Here is a 16,938-nt window from a genome sequence, read left to right on the forward strand (position 1 = left end):
CCCCATAAGAATCAGCTATCTTGCCAATTAGACCCGGAACTGCTTAAGCAGCGTATCAAGCTGGCCCGACAGCTGACGCAGATCGCTGCTGGCTTCGGCAACCTGTGCCACTCTGGCCGCACTCTCGCTGTTCAGGGTAGCGATCCTGTTGACACTGTGGCTAACCCCCTCAGCCACTGAATGCTGCTCTTCCGACGCCTGTGCAATATACATATTCATTTCGCGGATAAGGCTGACCTGATTTTTTATCTTCTCCACCGAAACCTGAACATCTGCAGCCTCTATCCCCGCCTGTGATGCCTTATCCTGGCTCTGCTGCATCCCGGTTCCGACATTTTGGGTCGCTTGTTGCAACCGTTTGATACTGGCACTGATCTCTTCGGTTGACTGACGAGTACGGCCTGACAGGGTGCGAACCTCATCCGCGACAACAGCAAAGCCGCGTCCCTGATCCCCTGCTCTGGCTGCCTCAATCGCTGCATTAAGCGCAAGCAGGTTGGTCTGCTCGGCAATACCATTAATCACCTCGATAATGTTGCCGATGCTGTTGCTCTCGGTCGAGAGAGAGCGCATCAGCACGGCAACCCGTTCTACTTCACCCACCAGCTGACGGATAGCCTCATTGGCATGACCGGCCAGGTTGTATCCTTGCTCCATATAGCGGTTGGCCTCATCAGTGGCGGTTGAGGTTTTCACTGCATTGCCAGCCACCTCCTGCACTGCCTGGCTCATTTCGGTAATGGCCGTCGCCACCTGATCCAATTCTGATTGCTGAGCATCACTGCCCACCCGGGTATCGGCGGCCAGGCTGTCACATCGTTCAGCGGTTTGCAGCACGCCCGCCGAAAGCTCGTTGATCTCGGCAACCATCTCCTGCAGCTTGGCGATAAAGTGATTGATGTTGGTGGCCAATGCCCCCATCTCATCCTGACGGCGGATCTTGAGACGCTGGGTCAAATCGCCCTCTCCTTGAGCCAAATCGAACACCGCCTGATTCATCTGGTGGAGCGGACGAAGCACATTGCGATGGATAAGGACCATCAACAGTACAATGATGCAGAGATCGAGCACCACAATTTGCCAAATGGTGGTGATCAACAACTGACGCAAATGGGCTTGAATGGCTAAATCACTGGTTTGTACCAACAACTTGGCCACCGTAGTTGGCTGGCCACTGTCGTCATAAACCAGATCATGTGCACTATATGCGGCAGTATCCGCTGGCAACGCAGTCACTGGTGCTATGCCACCGGCATCATCGCGGGCAAACCCAGCGACCAACTTCTCCTTGCTCACGACCAGCAGTGTGCTCAACATATCGGCTGCCAATTCAGACTTTAGCGATGCCTCAATGAAGGCCGACTCATAATTCCACAGTGGGCCGGGCAAGGAGAGCTGCAGCCGCTTGATAGCCTGCTCGACCAGCTGAGCCTGCTTGCTGTAGCTCTCCACCCTGGCGGCACTGTAGTTGTAACCACCAAACAACACCAATAGCAGACTCACCGACAGGGAGGTCAGCACGGCAATCCTGAACTTCAGACTTTTCCAATCCATGGTGTCCTCCCGGTATTAACGGCAGCCGGAACAGTGCGAATTACTGGTACTTGGCGTTGATCTTCTCGATGGTGCCATCCGCCTTCATGGCAGCGAGGATCTCGTTGAGCTTGGTGATGAGCTCATCGGGCGTATCCTTGTTAAACGCCAAACTCATCTGGGTTTCCTTGAAAACAAAGACCGGCTTGGGACTGGCGACCTTCTCCTTGTTCGCCAGATAGGGCGCAAGATATTGACCGGTTGCCCACAGATCGATACGACCAGCCTCCAGCTTCTTCACATTGGCCGTGTCATTGGCAGCCAGCTGCAACTTGGAAAATCCCTGAGCCTTGAGGTAATCGGCTGCGGCATCCCCGTTATAGCCACCGACCGAATACTGTTTGGCATCCTCCAGCGATTTGACCGTGATATTGGCCGTCGAGCTGGAAAAGAACACCCAGTTGTTATTGACCAGAGGCCCCACCCATTTGAACAAAGCCTCCCGTTCCGGAGTACGCGTGGTGGAGTAAAGCGCGGTATTGGGTGTGCTAAGGGTATCTTCATAAGCCCGTTTCCAGGGCATCAGCGTCAGTTTGTACTCCACCCCGGCACGTTTTAGCAGCTCTTCGACCACCTCGGTGGAGAGCCCGATAATCTTGCCTCCCTCCCCTTGCATGTTGAAAGGAGGGTAATCTTCGGTCATCACATTGAGTGGTACCGCCTGGGCTGACCCCATTACCAGCATTGAAGAGACAGAAAACAGGGCTCCTTTCCACAACAGTTGATAGTTCATCGCAACCTCGCTTTGTTTGCCATTCATCCCTAAACGCCAGCCATCACGATCACGGATGGCTGGACTATCATGACCCCGACAGGGTCGTGCCGGTTTTCACGGCTCACCGCCCGCACAGCAGATGCGCAGCAGCAAACAAATCCAGGCAGCGTTCCGGTACCAACAGCTGAAATGATGAACTAACAGGGGAAGATGACCAGGGAAGGATCACAAGAGGGAAAGAGACTATTGATGTGACGCCACATGATGCGCACCGGCCCCCGGTATATAGGGAGCCAGGACCTTGATGATGTGCGACTACGGTCAAGAAAAAATGATTGAGAACCCCAACATCCATTTTCTCATCCTGCTCAAGACAGCCGAAGAGCGAAACCTGTCATTTAGCTAAGGCCACGAAGAGGGATACGTCAAATATGAGTGCCACCCTCTCACTCGCCCCACGTTGTGTGTCGAACATCAGGACAAGACAGATAGAAAAAAGAAAGCCACCGCAAGGTGGCCTTCTGAATATCACGATTAACCGTCTGGCAGAGCTCAATCCTTGGCAGAATCCATCACCCCCTCTTCGGAGTGAGCAGGCAGGATCAGGTTGAGCAGGATAGCAGCCACCGAGGCCAGACCGACACCAGCCAGAGCGAAGTCTCCAATCTTCATCTCCAGTGCACCAACCCCCACGGTCAAGGTCACGGCCACGATAGCAATGTTGCGTGACAGCCCCAGATCAACCTTGGACTCCACCAGCGTTTTAAGACCGATGGCAGCGATGGATCCGAATAGCAGCAGCATGATACCGCCCATCACCGGCATGGGGATGGAAGTGAGCAGCGCATTGAACTTGCCAAAGAAGGCCAGAATGATGGCGAACACGGCGGCCCAGGTCATGGTGACCGGATTGAAGTTGCGGGTGATCATCACGGCGCCAGTCACTTCAGCATAAGTGGTCACAGGTGGGCCACCGATGAAACCGGCGAAGCAGACGCCGATGCCGTCACCGGCCAGAGTACGGTGCAGACCCGGATTTTTAGTGTAGTCCTGCCCGGTCACACCGCCGATGGCCAGCACGCCACCGATATGCTCGATACAGGGAGCAATCGCCACCGGCAGCATGAACAGGGCAGCGGCCCAGTTGATCTCCGGCGTTTCGAAATGAGGCAGCGCCAACCAGGGGGTGTTGATCAGACCATCGAAGTTAACCTGTCCCATCAGCACGGCAGAGACATAACCGGCTATCACGCCGCACAGGATGGGGATCAGCTTGATCCACCCCTTGCAAAACACGGCTGCAATCAGGGTGACTGCCAGCGAGATACCAGCCAGCGTCAGTGCTGTGCCAGCTGGGACGACCTGTTCACCACCAGCACGGCCCATCGCCATGTTACAGGCGACCTGTGCCACAGAGAGGCCGATCACCATGATCACCGGGCCAATCACCACAGGAGGCAGTAATTTGTGCACAAATCCCATCCCTTTTGCCCGGATCAGCGCTGCCAGAATGAAATACATGAAACCGGCGGCAAACAGGCCAAACATGGTGGATGGCAATCCCCAGGTCTGGGTGGCATAAATGATGGGGGCAATGAAGGCAAAGCTGGAACCGAGGAAAATCGGGACCTGGCGGCGAGTGCAGAGCTGGAACAGCAGGGTGCCCACACCGGCGCCAAGCAGGGCCATGGAGGGGTTCAATCCGGTGAGCAGAGGCACCAGAACCATGGCGCCGAAGGCAACAAACAGGATTTGCAGCCCGGCGACACTTTGCTTGACTAAGGAAAACATGGATGTCCTTAATTTTTTGACAACTGACAGGTATATTTTACATTTTTCAGTTATCGCAAGACGTTTTCAAGGCACAAAACGCGCACAATGGCGTCAAATGTTACCTTTTACTGCTTGGGAAGGGCATGAAACTGGCTTTTTAGGCGGGATTCGTTGCTACAAGCATCGAGTATGTGATTTTACGCATCATTTCAACGGACGACAATCGTTTTTCCATCCTGTTTATTGTGTTCATGGTCTGACGGGCACCAATCAGGGGGCACTCTATAATTAACTCTGTGCACCAAAATGGACAAGGAGTCCCCCATGCCACAGCTTCCATTCAAAGCCAGTCCGCGCAGAATACTGATCGGCTCTGCTATCGCTCTCGCCCTGTTTGCGACCCCGTTTAGTTATGATTTCACCCACAATGAGTGGCAAGTAAATCAGGCTTATGCAAAATCCTGCTTCATCGCCGGTACGCGCATCACAATGGCAGATGGCTCCGTACGTCCCATAGAGACACTCCAGGCAGGTGAACGAGTACAGGATCAACATGGCGGCAGCAACCGGATCCTGGCCGTCGAACAGGTTATATTGGGCGAGCGCAGACTCTACGGGATCAACCATCTGGCCCCATTTTTTACAGCGGAACATCCTCTACTAACGACTCGTGGTTGGGCTGCCATCTCACCCGCCATGACCCGAGCCGAAAATTCGCAGCTGACAGTACTACCGCTATTTACCGGCATGCAGATCATTTGCCGCCCGGCACACGGGAGCGTGACTGGCAACCTGGCCCTGCAACCAGAGCCAGAGATACTGCTGGTTGAATCGCTCTCCTGGATTGAGGCCCCTCCCACCACAGCACTCTTCAATCTGATACTTGATGGCAGCCACAGCTATATCGCCAATGACTTGATCGTTCACAACAAGGATGGTGACGGAGGCAGCGATAGCGGCGGTGGCAGCGATAGCGGCGGTGGCAGCGATAGCGGCGGTGGCAGCGATAGCGGCGGTGGCAGCGATAGCGGCGGTGGCAGCGATAGCGGCGGTGGCAGCGACAGCGGCGGTGGCAGCGATAGCGACGGTGGCAACGACAGCGGCGGTGGCAGCGATAATGATCACAGCCAGGCAGAGCATGCCGGAGGTGAGCGACATGCCGGTGGTGAACAACACGCAGGTGGCCGTGGGCTGGGCAATGGATTGGATGATAATAGCGTGGATACCATAGATGCCAACGGCAACAAGCTAAGAGGCGATGGCTCGGTCGATGACAATGGCATAGATGCCGTCGATGCCAACGGCAACAAGCTAAGAGGCGATGGCTCAGTCGATGACAATGGCATAGATGCCGTCGATGCCAACGGTAACAAGTTAAGAGGAGATGGTACGCCGGACGATCGCCAGCAGACTCTCACCGATGAGCAGGAGCAAGCCCTGATCAACAATGGCTTTAACGAGCAGGAGTAACCGGAATGCGCTATCTGTTGCCACTGATCCTTACCGGCCTCATAGGCTGTAGCACGGTCGACAACGCTCCTCTTTATCATCAGATGGATAAAGCGGATGTTCAGTTGGCCAATCAAGCGCTCGCCAACGCGCTGGAAACCCGTACCAAAGGGCAGAGCCTCACCTGGTTCAATCCGGCCAACCGTCACTCGGGCAGCGTCACGCCGCTGCGCACCTTCCGCCATGCCAGCGGGGAGTGGTGTCGCGACTATCGCGAACAACTCTATATCGGCAAGGCCAGTCAGCAGTGGCAGGATACTGCCTGCCGCAATCAGGATGGTCGCTGGCGGCCATTACGAAACTGACGAGCCACCGGCAATAAATGAAAGGGGGGAGCTTCGCTCCCCCCTTGCCATATCCACGGGTCAATTCTGATCCGGGTAATGGGTTCGACGTTATACCCGACGATAAGGCAGGTAAACCGGCTCCCACATATGGGTCAAAATATGCTGATGCAGATCCTGACCAATCAGCGGATGAGAAGGATCACGACGTACGATGTCCTTCAGCACAGCCGTTGCCACATGCACAGAAATGTTACGCAACTCGCGAATGCGCGGATAGACAGCACCCTTCGCCAGATCGACCTCACTCACGCACTCGGCCAGCGCAAAAGCAGCGGTGGTGAAGATATCCGGGGTGATCTCGCGGATCTGGCTGACAATGGCCGCCAGTCCCACACCGGGGAAGATAAAGACGTTGTTGCCCTGCCCTACCCGGAAATCCTGCCCGTCGTAGTGCACATCCTTGAACGGGCTACCTGTCGCGACGATAGCCTTGCCCTGGCTCCAGTTGTAGATATCCTCCGGCAACGCTTCGCAGTTGGCGGTCGGGTTGGAGAGCGGGAACACCATGGGGCGTTCGCAATGCTTCTGCATCAGCTGGACGTGCTCTTCCTTGAAGGCGCCGCCCGAGCCACTGGTTCCCAGCAATACGGTGATGGGCACATGACGCAGCACATCGGTCAGGTTGGCCTTGCCGGGCACTTCGGTATCCCAGCCTGCCAGCAGCAACCCCGGTTTGGCATAGCGACGCTTGTACTCGTCAAGCCCCTCACGGTTGTCACACACCAACCCCTGAGTATCCAGAATGTAGATGCGATCCCGCGCGGCTTGCGGATCCATCCCCTCGCGGATCATCCCCGCGCAGATCTGATCTGCAACACCGACCCCACCTGCACCGGCGCCATAGACCAGATAGTTCTGCTGGCCCAGGGTCTCACCCTTGACCTTGACCGCTCCGATGATACCGGCCAACACCACGGCACCTGTGCCCTGAATGTCATCGTTGAATGATGGCAGTGACTGCTGATAGCGGGCCAGATTGTTGAAAGCGTTGGATTTACTGAAATCTTCCCACTGCAGCACGGCGTTGGGGAAGTGGCGCTTGACCCCCTGCACGAACTTGTCGATGAACTCCTCATACTCTTTACCGCGGATCCGCTTGTGCGGGCGACCGAGGTACATGGGGTCATCCAGCAGTTTCTGGTTGTCGGTACCCACATCCAGCGCAATCGGCATGCAGCAGGCCGGGTGGATGCCCGCCCCCAGGGTATAGAGAGCCAGTTTGCCGATCGGAATACCCATGCCGCCGACCCCTTGGTCGCCGATCCCCAGAATGCCCTGGCTATCGGTCACTACGATGATGCGGATCGACTTGGCATCGAAATGGTGAGCCTGGCTGCCCATGTCATCCACGTTGTCAGGGGTAATGTAGAGGCCGCGCGGCTTCTGGAAGCGGTGACTGAACTCCTGGCACGCCTTGCCTACCGTCGGGGTATAAATGTAGGGAGTCATCTCCTCTACATGGCGTGACAACAGGGCATAAAAGAGAGTCTCGTTGCGATCCTGCAGCGCACGCAGGTTCTGGTACTTCTCAATGTCGCTGCTTGCGCTCTTGAACCCTTCATAAACCCGATCCAGCTGGGCTTCAAACGTTTGAACCTGAGGCGGCAACAAGCCATCAAGCTCGAAATCGGCACGTTCCTGTTCGGTGAAGGCAGTGCCCTTATTGAGATTACGATCATTGAGCAGGTTGGTACCTGTCAGTGCAACGGGGCGAAAATCTTGTCCCTGTGCATCTTTCCACAGCAGATATTGTCCGGTAGCCATAGTCATTCTCTTTGATTTACGTGAAGTTGCCATTCGGCAGGAGATAGAGACTCGTAATGAAATCAATCATATGACGTTTAGTAAGTGAATATTGTGAGCTTGGGCATACCCTGCGGCCAAAAACGAATTCAAAATCGGTCCCCGGATCACGTCGCCCTTCCGCATAACAACACGGTGGCAATTGCCACCGTGTTGTTATGCCCCGACTCGCAGCAGACCTAACCGCTGATGCCCACCTCCAGCTTGAACTTGGTCTTGGCGTGGCTGCTCTCGGCTGCCCCCATTTGATAGACCCTAATGGTGTAGGTCCCCTTGGCGGGCAGAGTCGCCTCAAAGTTGTTCCCTTCCGTTGAGCCGATAAAGATCGCCTCCCCCTGGCTGCCGGGGGGCAAAATATTGAAGTAGGGTTTACCAGTGAGGATCACCGCCATACTTTGGCCCTTGTTAGCCGTCAGTTTGTAGTCGAGGGTCTGGCCCCCCTGAATGGTGCCATTGATGGTTGCCCCGGACTCCCCCTTCTTGAACTGCACCTGCTGAGTCTTGATCCCGTCAGCAGCCAATACTGGCAACGCCGAGAGCCCCCCTAACAACCCGACCGAACATATCGTTGCCAATAACGCTTTTTTCATCTTCATACTCCACTCCATTACGACGATGTACACATGCAGTTGCCCGCAGGTTCCCAAATCTCCCGCTGATTCACGTCAGCCGTGATTTGTAAATATATGCCCAAGATGAACAACTATGCTGAACATCAGGCTCATCGCATGGAAACGCGCCCCTCTATGTCAAGCACCAACACCATACACAACATTCTTGTCGTCGATGATATGGCCTCCAACCGCTATATCCTGCGCAGCCTGCTCGAGGAGGCTGGCTATCAGGTGCTGGAAGCGGCAGACGGCCAACAGGCCGTAGAGGCCGTTGCTCGGGCCACCCCTGACCTGATCCTGATGGATATCAACATGCCGGTGATGGATGGTTACGAGGCGTGTCGCCGCATCAAACAGCAGCAGGGCCTCTGGGGACTGCCCATCATCTTTATCAGCGCCAACAGCGATGTCAGCGCGCTCGAACAAGCATTTCAAGCCGGGGGCTGTGACTATGTATCCAAACCGTTTCACCAGCTGGAGGTACTGGCCCGGGTACAAAACCAGCTGCGCCTGCGGGAGCTGGGCCGCCAACAGGCGAAACTGCAGCTCTATCAGGGCCTGTTTCAGCTCACCGCCGGTATCGCCCACGAGATCAACACCCCGGTAGGAGTCGGCATCACCGCCTCCAGCCTGATCCAGGGCGCCGGTGACCTGCTGGCCAATGCGGTAAAAAATGGGGTACTGGGCCAGCGGCTGCTTAACCAGCAACTGACTGACATCAAGGAGGGTACCGAACTGGTGGAGTCCAGCCTGCGCCGGGTCGCCCTGCTTATCACCCGCTTCAAGGAGCTGACCCGCGATCAGAAAGAACAAGAAGCGCGCCCCTTCGCGGTGAAGGAGTGTATCCAGCAGATGTTGCAGGCATTCAGCCCTGAACTGCAGATCGCCAGAATCACCCCCCATTTTGAGGGGAGTGAGGTCACCATGACCGCCCCTGAACCTCTCTTTGTCGACCTGCTGCAGGAGCTGCTGAAAAACAGCATGGATCACGCCTTTCACGGCAACAGGGAACACAGCATCACAGTTCAGATCGCACAAAATGAGGGCTCACTGCTGCTCGTCTATCAGGACTCGGGCCCCGGCATGCCCGCGGACAAGCTGCCACGCCTGTTTGAACCCTTCTTTACTACGATGCGTGGCAATGCCAACCACTGCGGGCTCAGCGCCTGCCGCATCCACAATCTGGTGGAGAACAATTTGCGCGGTTCGGTCAATGTGACCAGCCCGCCGGGCGAGGGATTGCGCTACGAGATCCGCCTCCCGCTCAAACCGGTGACCTGAGCCACCGAGCAGAGGAAAGCGAACAACAAAAAGGGGCGCATCAGCGCCCCTTCACATTATCTTTGCCAAACCGTCAGCCCGGTTTGTTCGCCTTGGGCTCGTCGAGCTTGTGTTTTACCTCTTCATACCAGAGATCGTGGTGCTCCTTGGCCCAGGTCTCGTCCACCTCGCCGCTGATCATCCCCTCCAGCGCCCCTTCCAGCTGGAACAGGCCCATGTAGATATGGAAGATGAAGCCGCAGATGAGGATCAACGCCCCCACGATATGGATAAAGCTGGCCCACTCCATCTGGCGACGCAGCTGGCCGAAGATGGGGAAGTCGAGGAACAGCCCGGTCGCCACCACGATGCCGCCAAACCAGATCAGCAGCCAGAAGATCGCCTTCTCGCCGCCGTTGGAGAAGCCCGCCGAGGGGTGACTCCCCTTGTGGGGCCCCAGCATGCCGCCCGCCTTCATGAACCACTGCACATCCACCATGTTGACGATGTTGTGGCGGAACCACTTGATGAGCACTCCCATCAGGCAGAGGAAGAAGAGCGGCCCCACGTAGTTGTGGAACACCTTGGCGAACCAGATCCAGTTCTCCCACACCCCGAGGCTCACCACCGGCTTGATGAAGTGCTTGCCGTAGATAATGGCCAGCCCCGAGCCGGAGAGGGTCAGGAACATGCCCGCCGTGGTCCAGTGCAGCGCCCGATCCAGTCTGCTCCAGCGCTTGAGCTTGCGCCCGGTACGCGGCTTGGAGAGCCTGGTCGGCCCCACCACCCAGTACATCAGGCCGCACATGGCCAAGGAGCCGAAGATAGCGATGGCGCCGAGCGGCGACACCCACTTGGTCTTCACCTCGAACCAGAGCTGACCCGGCACCGAGATCAGCACCCCGTGCTCCGGCGAGCGGGAGGTGGTGTACCCCTCCTGCCCATCCTTCACCGCCCGCCAGTAGTCGGCGCCGGCAAAGCCGACCGCCTCTTTCTCGGCGTCGGCGAAACTTGCGGTACTCACCAGCAGCAGGGCAGCAAACAGGGCCATTAGCCAGGTTTTCATGCCGCCCCTCCCTGCTTGTTCAGCTTGCTGGCGTCGTGGAACAGCTCATCGCCGTTACCCCAGGCAGCATCCTTGGCACCGCGATAGGCAACCCGCTCGCGGAAGATGTCGGAGATAACCTGCGCATCCCCTGCCAGCAGCGCCTTGGTAGAGCAGAGCTCGGCACACATGGGCAGCTTGCCCTCGGCGATGCGGTTGGCTCCGTACTTCTGGCGCTCCGCCTCGCTGTGATCCTCTTCCGGGCCACCAGCGCAGAAGGTGCACTTGTCCATCTTGCCCCGATCGCCAAAGGCGGCGGTTTTCGGGAACTGGGGGGCACCGAACGGACAAGCGAACAGGCAGTAGCCGCAACCGATGCAGAGATCCTTGTTGTGCAGCACGATGCCGTCGTCGGTGTGATAGAAGCAGTCGGCCGGGCAGACCGCCATGCAGGGGGCGTCGGTGCAGTGCATGCAGGCGACCGAGATAGAGGTCTCACCCGGCAGGCCGTCGTTGAGGGTCACTACCCGGCGGCGCTGGATGCCCCACTCGAGGGCATCGTCGTTCTCGTTCTTGCACGCCGTCACACAGCCGTTGCACTCGATGCAGCGCTTGGTGTCACACATGAATTTCATTCTGGCCATGGGATCAGGCTCCTACTTTGCGAAAACGGCACAGGGTGACCTTGGTCTCCTGCATCTGGGTGACCGGGTCATAGCCATAGGTGGTGACTATGTTGACCGACTCCCCCAGCACATAAGGGTCAGACCCTTCCGGATATTTGGATCGCAGATCCTTGCCCTCGAAGTGGCCGCCGAAGTGGAACGGCATAAAGGCGAGCCCCGGTTTGACCCGCGGGGTCACCAGCGCCTTCACTTTAACTCTGCCACCTTCCGGCCCCTCGACCCACACATCCTGACCGTCGCGCACGCCGACATCGTTGGCATCCGCCGGGTTCATCTCGACGAACATCTCCTGCTGCAATTCAGCCAGCCAGGGGTTGGAGCGGGTCTCGTCACCGCCCCCCTCGTACTCCACCAGACGGCCGGAGGTGAGGATGATCGGGAACTCCTTGCTGACGTCCTTCTCCTGCACCGAGGCATATTGGGTCGGCAGGCGCCACAGGCTCTTGGCATCGGGCCAGGTGGCATAGTCGGCCAGCAGATCACGGCGCGGGGTGTAGAGCGGCTCACGGTGCTTGGGCACCTGATCCGGGAAGGTCCACACCACGCAGCGCGCCTTGGCGTTGCCATAGGGCACGAAGCCATGTTTGATGGCCACCCGCTGAATGCCGCCGGAGAGGTCGGTCTTCCAGTTCTTGCCCTCGGCCTCTTTCTTCTCGGCCTCGGTCAGCTCATCCCACCAGCCGAGCTGTTTCATCAGGTCGGCGGTGATCTCGGGATAGCCGTCTTCCACTTCGCTCCCCTTCGGCCAGGAATCTTCGGCGAGCAGCGAGACGCCCTGATACTCGATGCCGAAACGGGCGCGGAAACCGCCACCCCCTTCCGAGACCGGAATACTGGTGTCGTAGAGGATGTGGCTACCGGGGTGTTTCATCTCCGGGGTGCCCCAGCAGGGCCAGGGCAGACCGTACACTTCGCCACTGACCGGGCCACCCTCGGCCTTGAGGTTGGTCTTGTGGAAGGTGTGCCAGTTCTGCTGGTGTGCCTTGAGCCGCTCCGGGCTCTGGCCGGTGTAGCCCACGCTCCACATGCCGCGGTTGTATTCGCGGGTGATGTCTTCCAGCAGTGGCTGGTTGTTCTCCACCTTGATGTGCTTGAACAGCTGGTCGGCAAAGCCGAGTTTCTTGCTCAGCAGATACATGATCTCGTGGTCGACCTTGGATTCGAACAGGGGTTCTATCACCTTGTCGCGCCACTGCATAGAGCGGTTGGTGGCGGTGACGGAACCATAAGTCTCGAACTGGGTAGTGGCTGGCAGCAGGTAGACGCCGTCGGTGCGATCGTTCATCACCGAGGCAACGGTGGGATACGGGTCGACAATCACCATCATGTCGAGCTTTTGCATCGCCTTCTTCATCTCGGGACCGCGAGTCTGGGAGTTGACCGCATGGCCCCAGTAGAACATGGCGCGGATGTTGGAGCCCTGCTCGATAAGGTCGGCGTTCTCCAGCACCCCGTCCACCCAGCGGGAGACCGGAATGCCGTTGTTATTCATCGGCAACTTGCCGTTGTAGGCCTTGTTGTCGAAACGGGCCTTGATCCACTCGTAATCCACATCCCACACCCGGGCCCAGTGCTTCCAGGAGCCCTCTTCCAACCCGTAGTAACCGGGCAGGGAGTCGGAGGTGACGCCAAAGTCAGTGGCACCCTGCACGTTGTCGTGACCACGGAAGATGTTGGTGCCAGCCCCGCTCTTGCCCACGTTGCCGAGGGCCAGTTCGAGGATACAGTAAGCGCGGGTGTTGTTGTTGCCGGTGGTGTGCTGGGTGCCGCCCATGCACCAGACCACGCAGCCGGGACGGTTGTCGGCCAGCAGTTTGGCGGCGCCATAGACCTGCTGTTCGTTGAGGCCGGTCACCCGCTCAACTTCGGCCGGAGTCCAGCGCGCCACCTCTTTTTGCACCTCGTCCATGCCGTAGACGCGGGTGCGGATGAACTCCTTGTCTTCCCAGCCGTTCTTGAAGATGTGCCAGAGCATGCCCCAGATAAAGGCGACGTCGGTGCCCGGACGCAGGGAGAGGTACATGTCCGCCTTGGCGGCGGTGCGGGTGCGACGCGGGTCAACTACCAGGATCTTGCAGCCGTTGCGCTCTTTGGCCAACAGGATGTGCTGCATGGCCACCGGGTGGGCCTCCGCCGGGTTGGAGCCGATAAACATGATCGACTTGCTGTTGTGCATGTCGTTCAGGCTATTGGTCATGGCGCCGTAGCCCCAGGTGTTGGCGACGCCAGCCACCGTGGTGGAGTGGCAGATCCGCGCCTGGTGATCCACGTTGTTGGTGCCCCACAGGGACGCCATCTTGCGAAACAGGTAGGCCTGCTCGTTGGAGTGCTTGGCGGAGCCGAGCCAGTAGACACTGTCGGGGCCGGACTCCTTGCGCAGACGCAGCACTTCGTTGCCCACCTCTTCGATGGCCTGATCCCAACTGATGCGCTGCCACTTGCCGCCCACCAGCTTCATCGGGTACTTGAGGCGACGCTCACCGTGACCATGCTCGCGCAGGGCCGCCCCTTTGGCGCAATGACCGCCAAGGTTGAAGGGGTGATCGAATGCTGGCTCCTGACCGGTCCAGACGCCGTTCTGCACCTCGGCATAGACGCCGCAGCCCACCGAGCAGTGGGAGCAGATGGTGCGCTTCACCTCGACCGGCACCTCGGCCGCCACGGTTTTGGCCTCGGCCCGCTGCATCATGGCAGGGGCCAGCCAACCGGCGGCCACGGCGCCACCGGCCACCAGACCAGAGTTGACCATAAAGGCGCGACGGGTCAGCCCCTGACCGCAAATAGCCTCATTGCCCTGCTCGCCCGCTTGGGGCTGCTCGGCACGTTTTGTCAGTTTCATGAGTTCTCCTTCACTGATCCGGCTCAGTCAGTGCCGCGCAGGGTGCGATAAAAGTCGTGAACATGGGGGGTCTCCCGATAGCCCTTGTCAGGCTCGGTGTCGTGGGTCAGCACCTCTTTGCCCACCACCCGACCGGTGGCACCGGCCAATACGCCTATGGTGGCGACCACGCCAACTCCCTTGATCAGATTGCGGCGGGACGGGTCTTTCAGCTTTTCATCGCTCATCTTTCTGTGACCTCTGTTGTTATGACCGGCCAGCGACCGGCATAGCTACGAATGGTGTGTGTTGTCTCGCTTGCAGGCCCCTCTTACGAGTGGTTCACCACACAAGCGCCAAAGGGCAGGCGCAGATCCTGCTCCAGTTTGAAAAAGTCTTCGGCAAGGGCTCCGACCGCCCGATAGAAGCTGCCCCCCTTCGCCTGTTGCTGATCGCGGCAGCAGGCGAGTACCCAGGGGGCAAGGTGGCGCTCATAGAAGCGGTTGCGCTCCGGGTGTTGCTCGGCAACCAGTACCGCCATCACCTCACACAGGGCGGCCAGATGATCTTCCGGCTCGCACACTCCGCTCTGGCGCTCGAAACCCAGCGACTGGAGATCTGCGCGCAGCACCGCCAGCGGCAGCTCCATCAAAGAGCCGGTGAGATACCAGGAGGCAAACGGCACGATTTCACCGCGCCCCAGCCCGATAAAGAGATCCTGATACTCCTCGGCAAGCTCGTTTTCGTGGTGGCTAATGGCCGCCAGCTGCACCAACCCCAGCCCTCTGGCAAAAGGGCCGGGCATGGCTTGCAGGCCTTGCAGCCATGCGAGCTGTTCGCCACGGGGAGCGGCGCGCCAGAGGCTTGCCAGCAGGGCGTAGAGATCGGCGCTGCTCTGTTCCAGTTCGGTCATGGTCAGTTCGCCAGCCTTTTCGTTATGTTGTTCACTCATCACCGACCCCTCACACCTTGAGCTGGGAGACGGGATCCGCCGCCAGCGCTGCAAACACATCCTTGGCCCGGCACTCCTCACACATCAGCAGCCGCTGGGCGGCCTCGTTCTGGAAGTGGGAGTGACCGGCCAGTTTCTGCTGGATGCGGCGGATAAGGGAGGCTGGCGCAAACGGCTTGCCACAGCGAATGCAGCAGGCCGCCTCTTCGGCTTTCAGGCTCTGCACGGCGCGGCGCGCCTCGGGCACAGGCTGCAAGCGGGGCATCAGCACGATGGCCTGCTCGGGGCAGGCCTTTTCACACATGCCGCACTGGATGCAGTCCTGCTCGATAAAGTTGAGGCCCGGCGCATGACCCACCGCATGCAGGGCGCGGCTCGGGCAGACCGCCACGCAGCCCATGCAAAGGGTGCAGTCAGCGTCTTTCAGCTCCACGCAGCCGTAAGGGGCGCCGTGGGGCACAACCAGCGGCTCGCGGCTCCCCTCATTGGCCTGCCAGAGAGCATCGAAGGCGGCAAACAGGTTCTCCCGTTTATCCCCCTTGAGCGGCTTCTCCAGCAGTGCAAGGGCTGGCTGGCCGGAAACAGGCTCACCAGCATCCGGGTTAAACAGGGCGATGCGATCGGCAGCGAGACCGGCGCCCGCCAAGAGCACGGCGGCGCTCGCCAGCTCCCGCTCAACCAGCGCACGGACGCTGGCGGGGGCATCGTCACCCAGCGCAATGCGCACCGCGCTGGCGCCGTAGGTGAGAGCGGCCAGCCAGCTCTCTATCCCCAAACTCGCGCTCTCCTCCACCCAGACTGGCAGCCAGTTGGCGGGCAAGCGGGTGAGTTCGGCTTCCACCCAGTCACGCTCGCTTTCACCGGCGACTAGCAACTGCGGCGCTTCGCCGCCCACCTCCCGGTAGTGCTTGAGCAGACGGAACAGGTAGTCGCCGCTGGTGTTGGCATCGGGCTGGTGATAGGCAATCGCCCCGGTCGGACAGGCCGAGGCACAACTGCCGAAACCCTGACAGAGATGGGGATCGATCTGGATGCGACCATTGATGGGTTTGAGGGCATCGGTCGGGCAGACATCGAGGCAGCGACTGCAACCGGGCACGCCACGGGCGGTAAAGGCGCAGGCCTCGGGGTCGAGGCGAAAATAGCGCGGCTTGTCAAAGATACCGGTCAGCGCGCAAAGTTCTGCGAGTTGCTCGGCGAGTCGTTCGGCCAAGCCAGCATCATCGGCAAGATGCAGATAACCGACCGGCGGGCGCTCCAGCGCAAAGAGCGGGGCGCGGCCCAGATCGGCCACCAGATCAAAGCGCGGTGCGCGTGGCTGTTCACTAACAGCAGTCGCTTGTTGTGGAAAGCCTTGTTGTGGGAAGCAAAGCACAGCCAGATTAACCCGCTCACCCTGACCATTGAGGCCGGTGAGCTGGAACTGCCCCAGATACCCTGTCAGGCCCGGTTCGCGCAGGGTCAGGGCCGCGAGGGATGCGGTGGCATCGAAGATGGTTTCGAGATCGGCCGCCTCGGCATCGTGGACCGCTTCGCTCACTAGCAGAGTGGGCTTCACCCCGGCAGGCAGCAGGCTGGCGGCGCGGCGAATGCGATCTTCCGGGCCGACCAGCAGCAGGCGCCCCTGACTCTGGTAAGAGACAGTGGCCGGGATCAGGTTGTCGGTCTTGACCGTATGCTGCAGGGCATAGGCGCGAGCGCGCGCGTTATGCTCGGCCGCCCCCGCCCCATGGGCAAGATTGGAGGCCAGATTTGGGCTCAGATTTGGCAATGTTTGTTCAGTGCTCACATACACTCCTGCGCGCGCCACCTCATGGGATGGG

15 protein-coding genes are annotated in these 16,938 nt (G+C 59.0%); 4 read left to right on the plus strand and 11 right to left on the minus strand.

What is annotated here, in order from left to right; translation table 11 throughout:
* Nucleotides 1-27: 27 nt before the first annotated feature.
* The 3 genes from ACE1BR_RS13490 to ACE1BR_RS13500 all read right to left on the minus strand — a co-directional run bounded on the left by ACE1BR_RS13490 (nt 28) and on the right by ACE1BR_RS13500 (nt 4,099).
* Complete coding sequence (locus ACE1BR_RS13490; protein ID WP_374871061.1) at nt 28-1,554, minus strand: methyl-accepting chemotaxis protein; 1,527 nt, start codon at nt 1,552-1,554, stop codon at nt 28-30.
* A gap of 40 nt (nt 1,555-1,594) precedes the next feature.
* Complete coding sequence (locus ACE1BR_RS13495; RefSeq protein WP_374871113.1) at nt 1,595-2,326, minus strand: substrate-binding periplasmic protein; 732 nt, start codon at nt 2,324-2,326, stop codon at nt 1,595-1,597.
* A 534-nt stretch (nt 2,327-2,860) separates the two neighbouring features.
* On the minus strand, nt 2,861-4,099 hold the full coding sequence (locus tag ACE1BR_RS13500) for a uracil-xanthine permease family protein (protein WP_374871063.1): 1,239 nt from the start codon (nt 4,097-4,099) through the stop codon (nt 2,861-2,863).
* Here ACE1BR_RS13500 and ACE1BR_RS13505 point away from each other — a divergent pair.
* The 3 genes from ACE1BR_RS13505 to ACE1BR_RS13515 are packed head-to-tail and all read left to right on the plus strand — an operon-like array spanning nt 4,098 to nt 5,895.
* Complete coding sequence (locus tag ACE1BR_RS13505; protein WP_374871065.1) at nt 4,098-4,373, plus strand: hypothetical protein; 276 nt, start codon at nt 4,098-4,100, stop codon at nt 4,371-4,373. The two genes, ACE1BR_RS13500 and ACE1BR_RS13505, sit on opposite strands and share 2 nt — an antisense overlap.
* Nucleotides 4,374-4,405: 32 nt before the next feature.
* Nucleotides 4,406-5,551 (plus strand): hypothetical protein, encoded by a 1,146-nt coding sequence (locus tag ACE1BR_RS13510; protein WP_374871067.1) that lies wholly within the window; start codon nt 4,406-4,408, stop codon nt 5,549-5,551.
* Nucleotides 5,552-5,556: 5 nt separating this feature from the next.
* Nucleotides 5,557-5,895, plus strand: a complete 339-nt coding sequence (locus ACE1BR_RS13515; protein WP_374871069.1) for an RT0821/Lpp0805 family surface protein — start codon at nt 5,557-5,559, stop codon at nt 5,893-5,895.
* Nucleotides 5,896-5,985: 90 nt separating this feature from the next.
* Here ACE1BR_RS13515 and ACE1BR_RS13520 read toward each other — a convergent pair whose 3' ends face one another.
* Nucleotides 5,986-7,701, minus strand: a complete 1,716-nt coding sequence (locus ACE1BR_RS13520) for an NAD-dependent malic enzyme (RefSeq protein WP_374871071.1) — start codon at nt 7,699-7,701, stop codon at nt 5,986-5,988.
* A 218-nt stretch (nt 7,702-7,919) separates the two neighbouring features.
* Nucleotides 7,920-8,336: a DNA breaking-rejoining protein gene (locus tag ACE1BR_RS13525; protein ID WP_374871073.1), complete on the minus strand. Its 417-nt coding sequence runs from the start codon at nt 8,334-8,336 to the stop codon at nt 7,920-7,922.
* 150 nt (nt 8,337-8,486) lie between these two features.
* Between ACE1BR_RS13525 and ACE1BR_RS13530 the strand changes: the two genes are divergently transcribed.
* The gene (locus tag ACE1BR_RS13530) at nt 8,487-9,635 is read left to right on the plus strand and encodes a response regulator (protein WP_374871075.1); all 1,149 of its coding nucleotides are present in this window, start codon (nt 8,487-8,489) and stop codon (nt 9,633-9,635) included.
* Between the two features lie 73 nt (nt 9,636-9,708).
* On the opposite strand, the gene ACE1BR_RS13535 is transcribed toward ACE1BR_RS13530, so the two are convergent.
* The 6 genes from ACE1BR_RS13535 to ACE1BR_RS13560 all read right to left on the minus strand — a co-directional run bounded on the left by ACE1BR_RS13535 (nt 9,709) and on the right by ACE1BR_RS13560 (nt 16,904).
* Nucleotides 9,709-10,680, minus strand: a complete 972-nt coding sequence (locus ACE1BR_RS13535; RefSeq protein WP_374871077.1) for a formate dehydrogenase subunit gamma — start codon at nt 10,678-10,680, stop codon at nt 9,709-9,711.
* Nucleotides 10,677-11,303: a formate dehydrogenase FDH3 subunit beta gene (gene fdh3B, locus ACE1BR_RS13540; protein ID WP_005334799.1), complete on the minus strand. Its 627-nt coding sequence runs from the start codon at nt 11,301-11,303 to the stop codon at nt 10,677-10,679. The genes ACE1BR_RS13535 and fdh3B overlap by 4 nt, the downstream gene beginning before the upstream one ends.
* Before the next feature lie 4 nt (nt 11,304-11,307).
* Complete coding sequence (locus tag ACE1BR_RS13545; RefSeq protein WP_374871079.1) at nt 11,308-14,184, minus strand: formate dehydrogenase subunit alpha; 2,877 nt, start codon at nt 14,182-14,184, stop codon at nt 11,308-11,310.
* A gap of 23 nt (nt 14,185-14,207) precedes the next feature.
* A complete protein-coding gene (locus ACE1BR_RS13550) occupies nt 14,208-14,411 on the minus strand; it encodes a transcriptional initiation protein Tat (RefSeq protein ID WP_021229865.1) in 204 nt (67 codons plus the stop codon).
* A gap of 83 nt (nt 14,412-14,494) precedes the next feature.
* The gene (locus tag ACE1BR_RS13555; protein ID WP_374871081.1) at nt 14,495-15,115 is read right to left on the minus strand and encodes a molecular chaperone; all 621 of its coding nucleotides are present in this window, start codon (nt 15,113-15,115) and stop codon (nt 14,495-14,497) included.
* Nucleotides 15,116-15,125: 10 nt separating this feature from the next.
* The gene (locus ACE1BR_RS13560) at nt 15,126-16,904 is read right to left on the minus strand and encodes a 4Fe-4S binding protein (protein ID WP_374871083.1); all 1,779 of its coding nucleotides are present in this window, start codon (nt 16,902-16,904) and stop codon (nt 15,126-15,128) included.
* Between the last annotated feature and the right edge of the window lie 34 nt (nt 16,905-16,938).

The organism is Aeromonas sp. MdU4 (assembly GCF_041929505.1).
Taxonomy (GTDB): Bacteria; Pseudomonadota; Gammaproteobacteria; order Enterobacterales; family Aeromonadaceae; genus Aeromonas.

Bases quoted from the DNA above. Each gene is read 5' to 3' on its own strand.
- ACE1BR_RS13545 (WP_374871079.1), bottom strand. From the start codon at position 14,184: ATGAAACTGACAAAACGTGCCGAGCAGCCCCAAGCGGGCGAGCAGGGC.
- ACE1BR_RS13555 (WP_374871081.1), bottom strand. From the start codon at position 15,115: ATGAGTGAACAACATAACGAAAAGGCTGGCGAACTGACCATGACCGAA.
- ACE1BR_RS13505 (WP_374871065.1), top strand. From the start codon at position 4,098: ATGGATGTCCTTAATTTTTTGACAACTGACAGGTATATTTTACATTTT.
- ACE1BR_RS13495 (WP_374871113.1), bottom strand. From the start codon at position 2,326: ATGAACTATCAACTGTTGTGGAAAGGAGCCCTGTTTTCTGTCTCTTCA.
- ACE1BR_RS13520 (WP_374871071.1), bottom strand. From the start codon at position 7,701: ATGGCTACCGGACAATATCTGCTGTGGAAAGATGCACAGGGACAAGAT.
- ACE1BR_RS13510 (WP_374871067.1), top strand. From the start codon at position 4,406: ATGCCACAGCTTCCATTCAAAGCCAGTCCGCGCAGAATACTGATCGGC.
- ACE1BR_RS13515 (WP_374871069.1), top strand. From the start codon at position 5,557: ATGCGCTATCTGTTGCCACTGATCCTTACCGGCCTCATAGGCTGTAGC.
- fdh3B (WP_005334799.1), bottom strand. From the start codon at position 11,303: ATGGCCAGAATGAAATTCATGTGTGACACCAAGCGCTGCATCGAGTGC.
- ACE1BR_RS13535 (WP_374871077.1), bottom strand. From the start codon at position 10,680: ATGAAAACCTGGCTAATGGCCCTGTTTGCTGCCCTGCTGCTGGTGAGT.
- ACE1BR_RS13525 (WP_374871073.1), bottom strand. From the start codon at position 8,336: ATGAAGATGAAAAAAGCGTTATTGGCAACGATATGTTCGGTCGGGTTG.
- ACE1BR_RS13530 (WP_374871075.1), top strand. From the start codon at position 8,487: ATGTCAAGCACCAACACCATACACAACATTCTTGTCGTCGATGATATG.
- ACE1BR_RS13500 (WP_374871063.1), bottom strand. From the start codon at position 4,099: ATGTTTTCCTTAGTCAAGCAAAGTGTCGCCGGGCTGCAAATCCTGTTT.
- ACE1BR_RS13550 (WP_021229865.1), bottom strand. From the start codon at position 14,411: ATGAGCGATGAAAAGCTGAAAGACCCGTCCCGCCGCAATCTGATCAAG.
- ACE1BR_RS13490 (WP_374871061.1), bottom strand. From the start codon at position 1,554: ATGGATTGGAAAAGTCTGAAGTTCAGGATTGCCGTGCTGACCTCCCTG.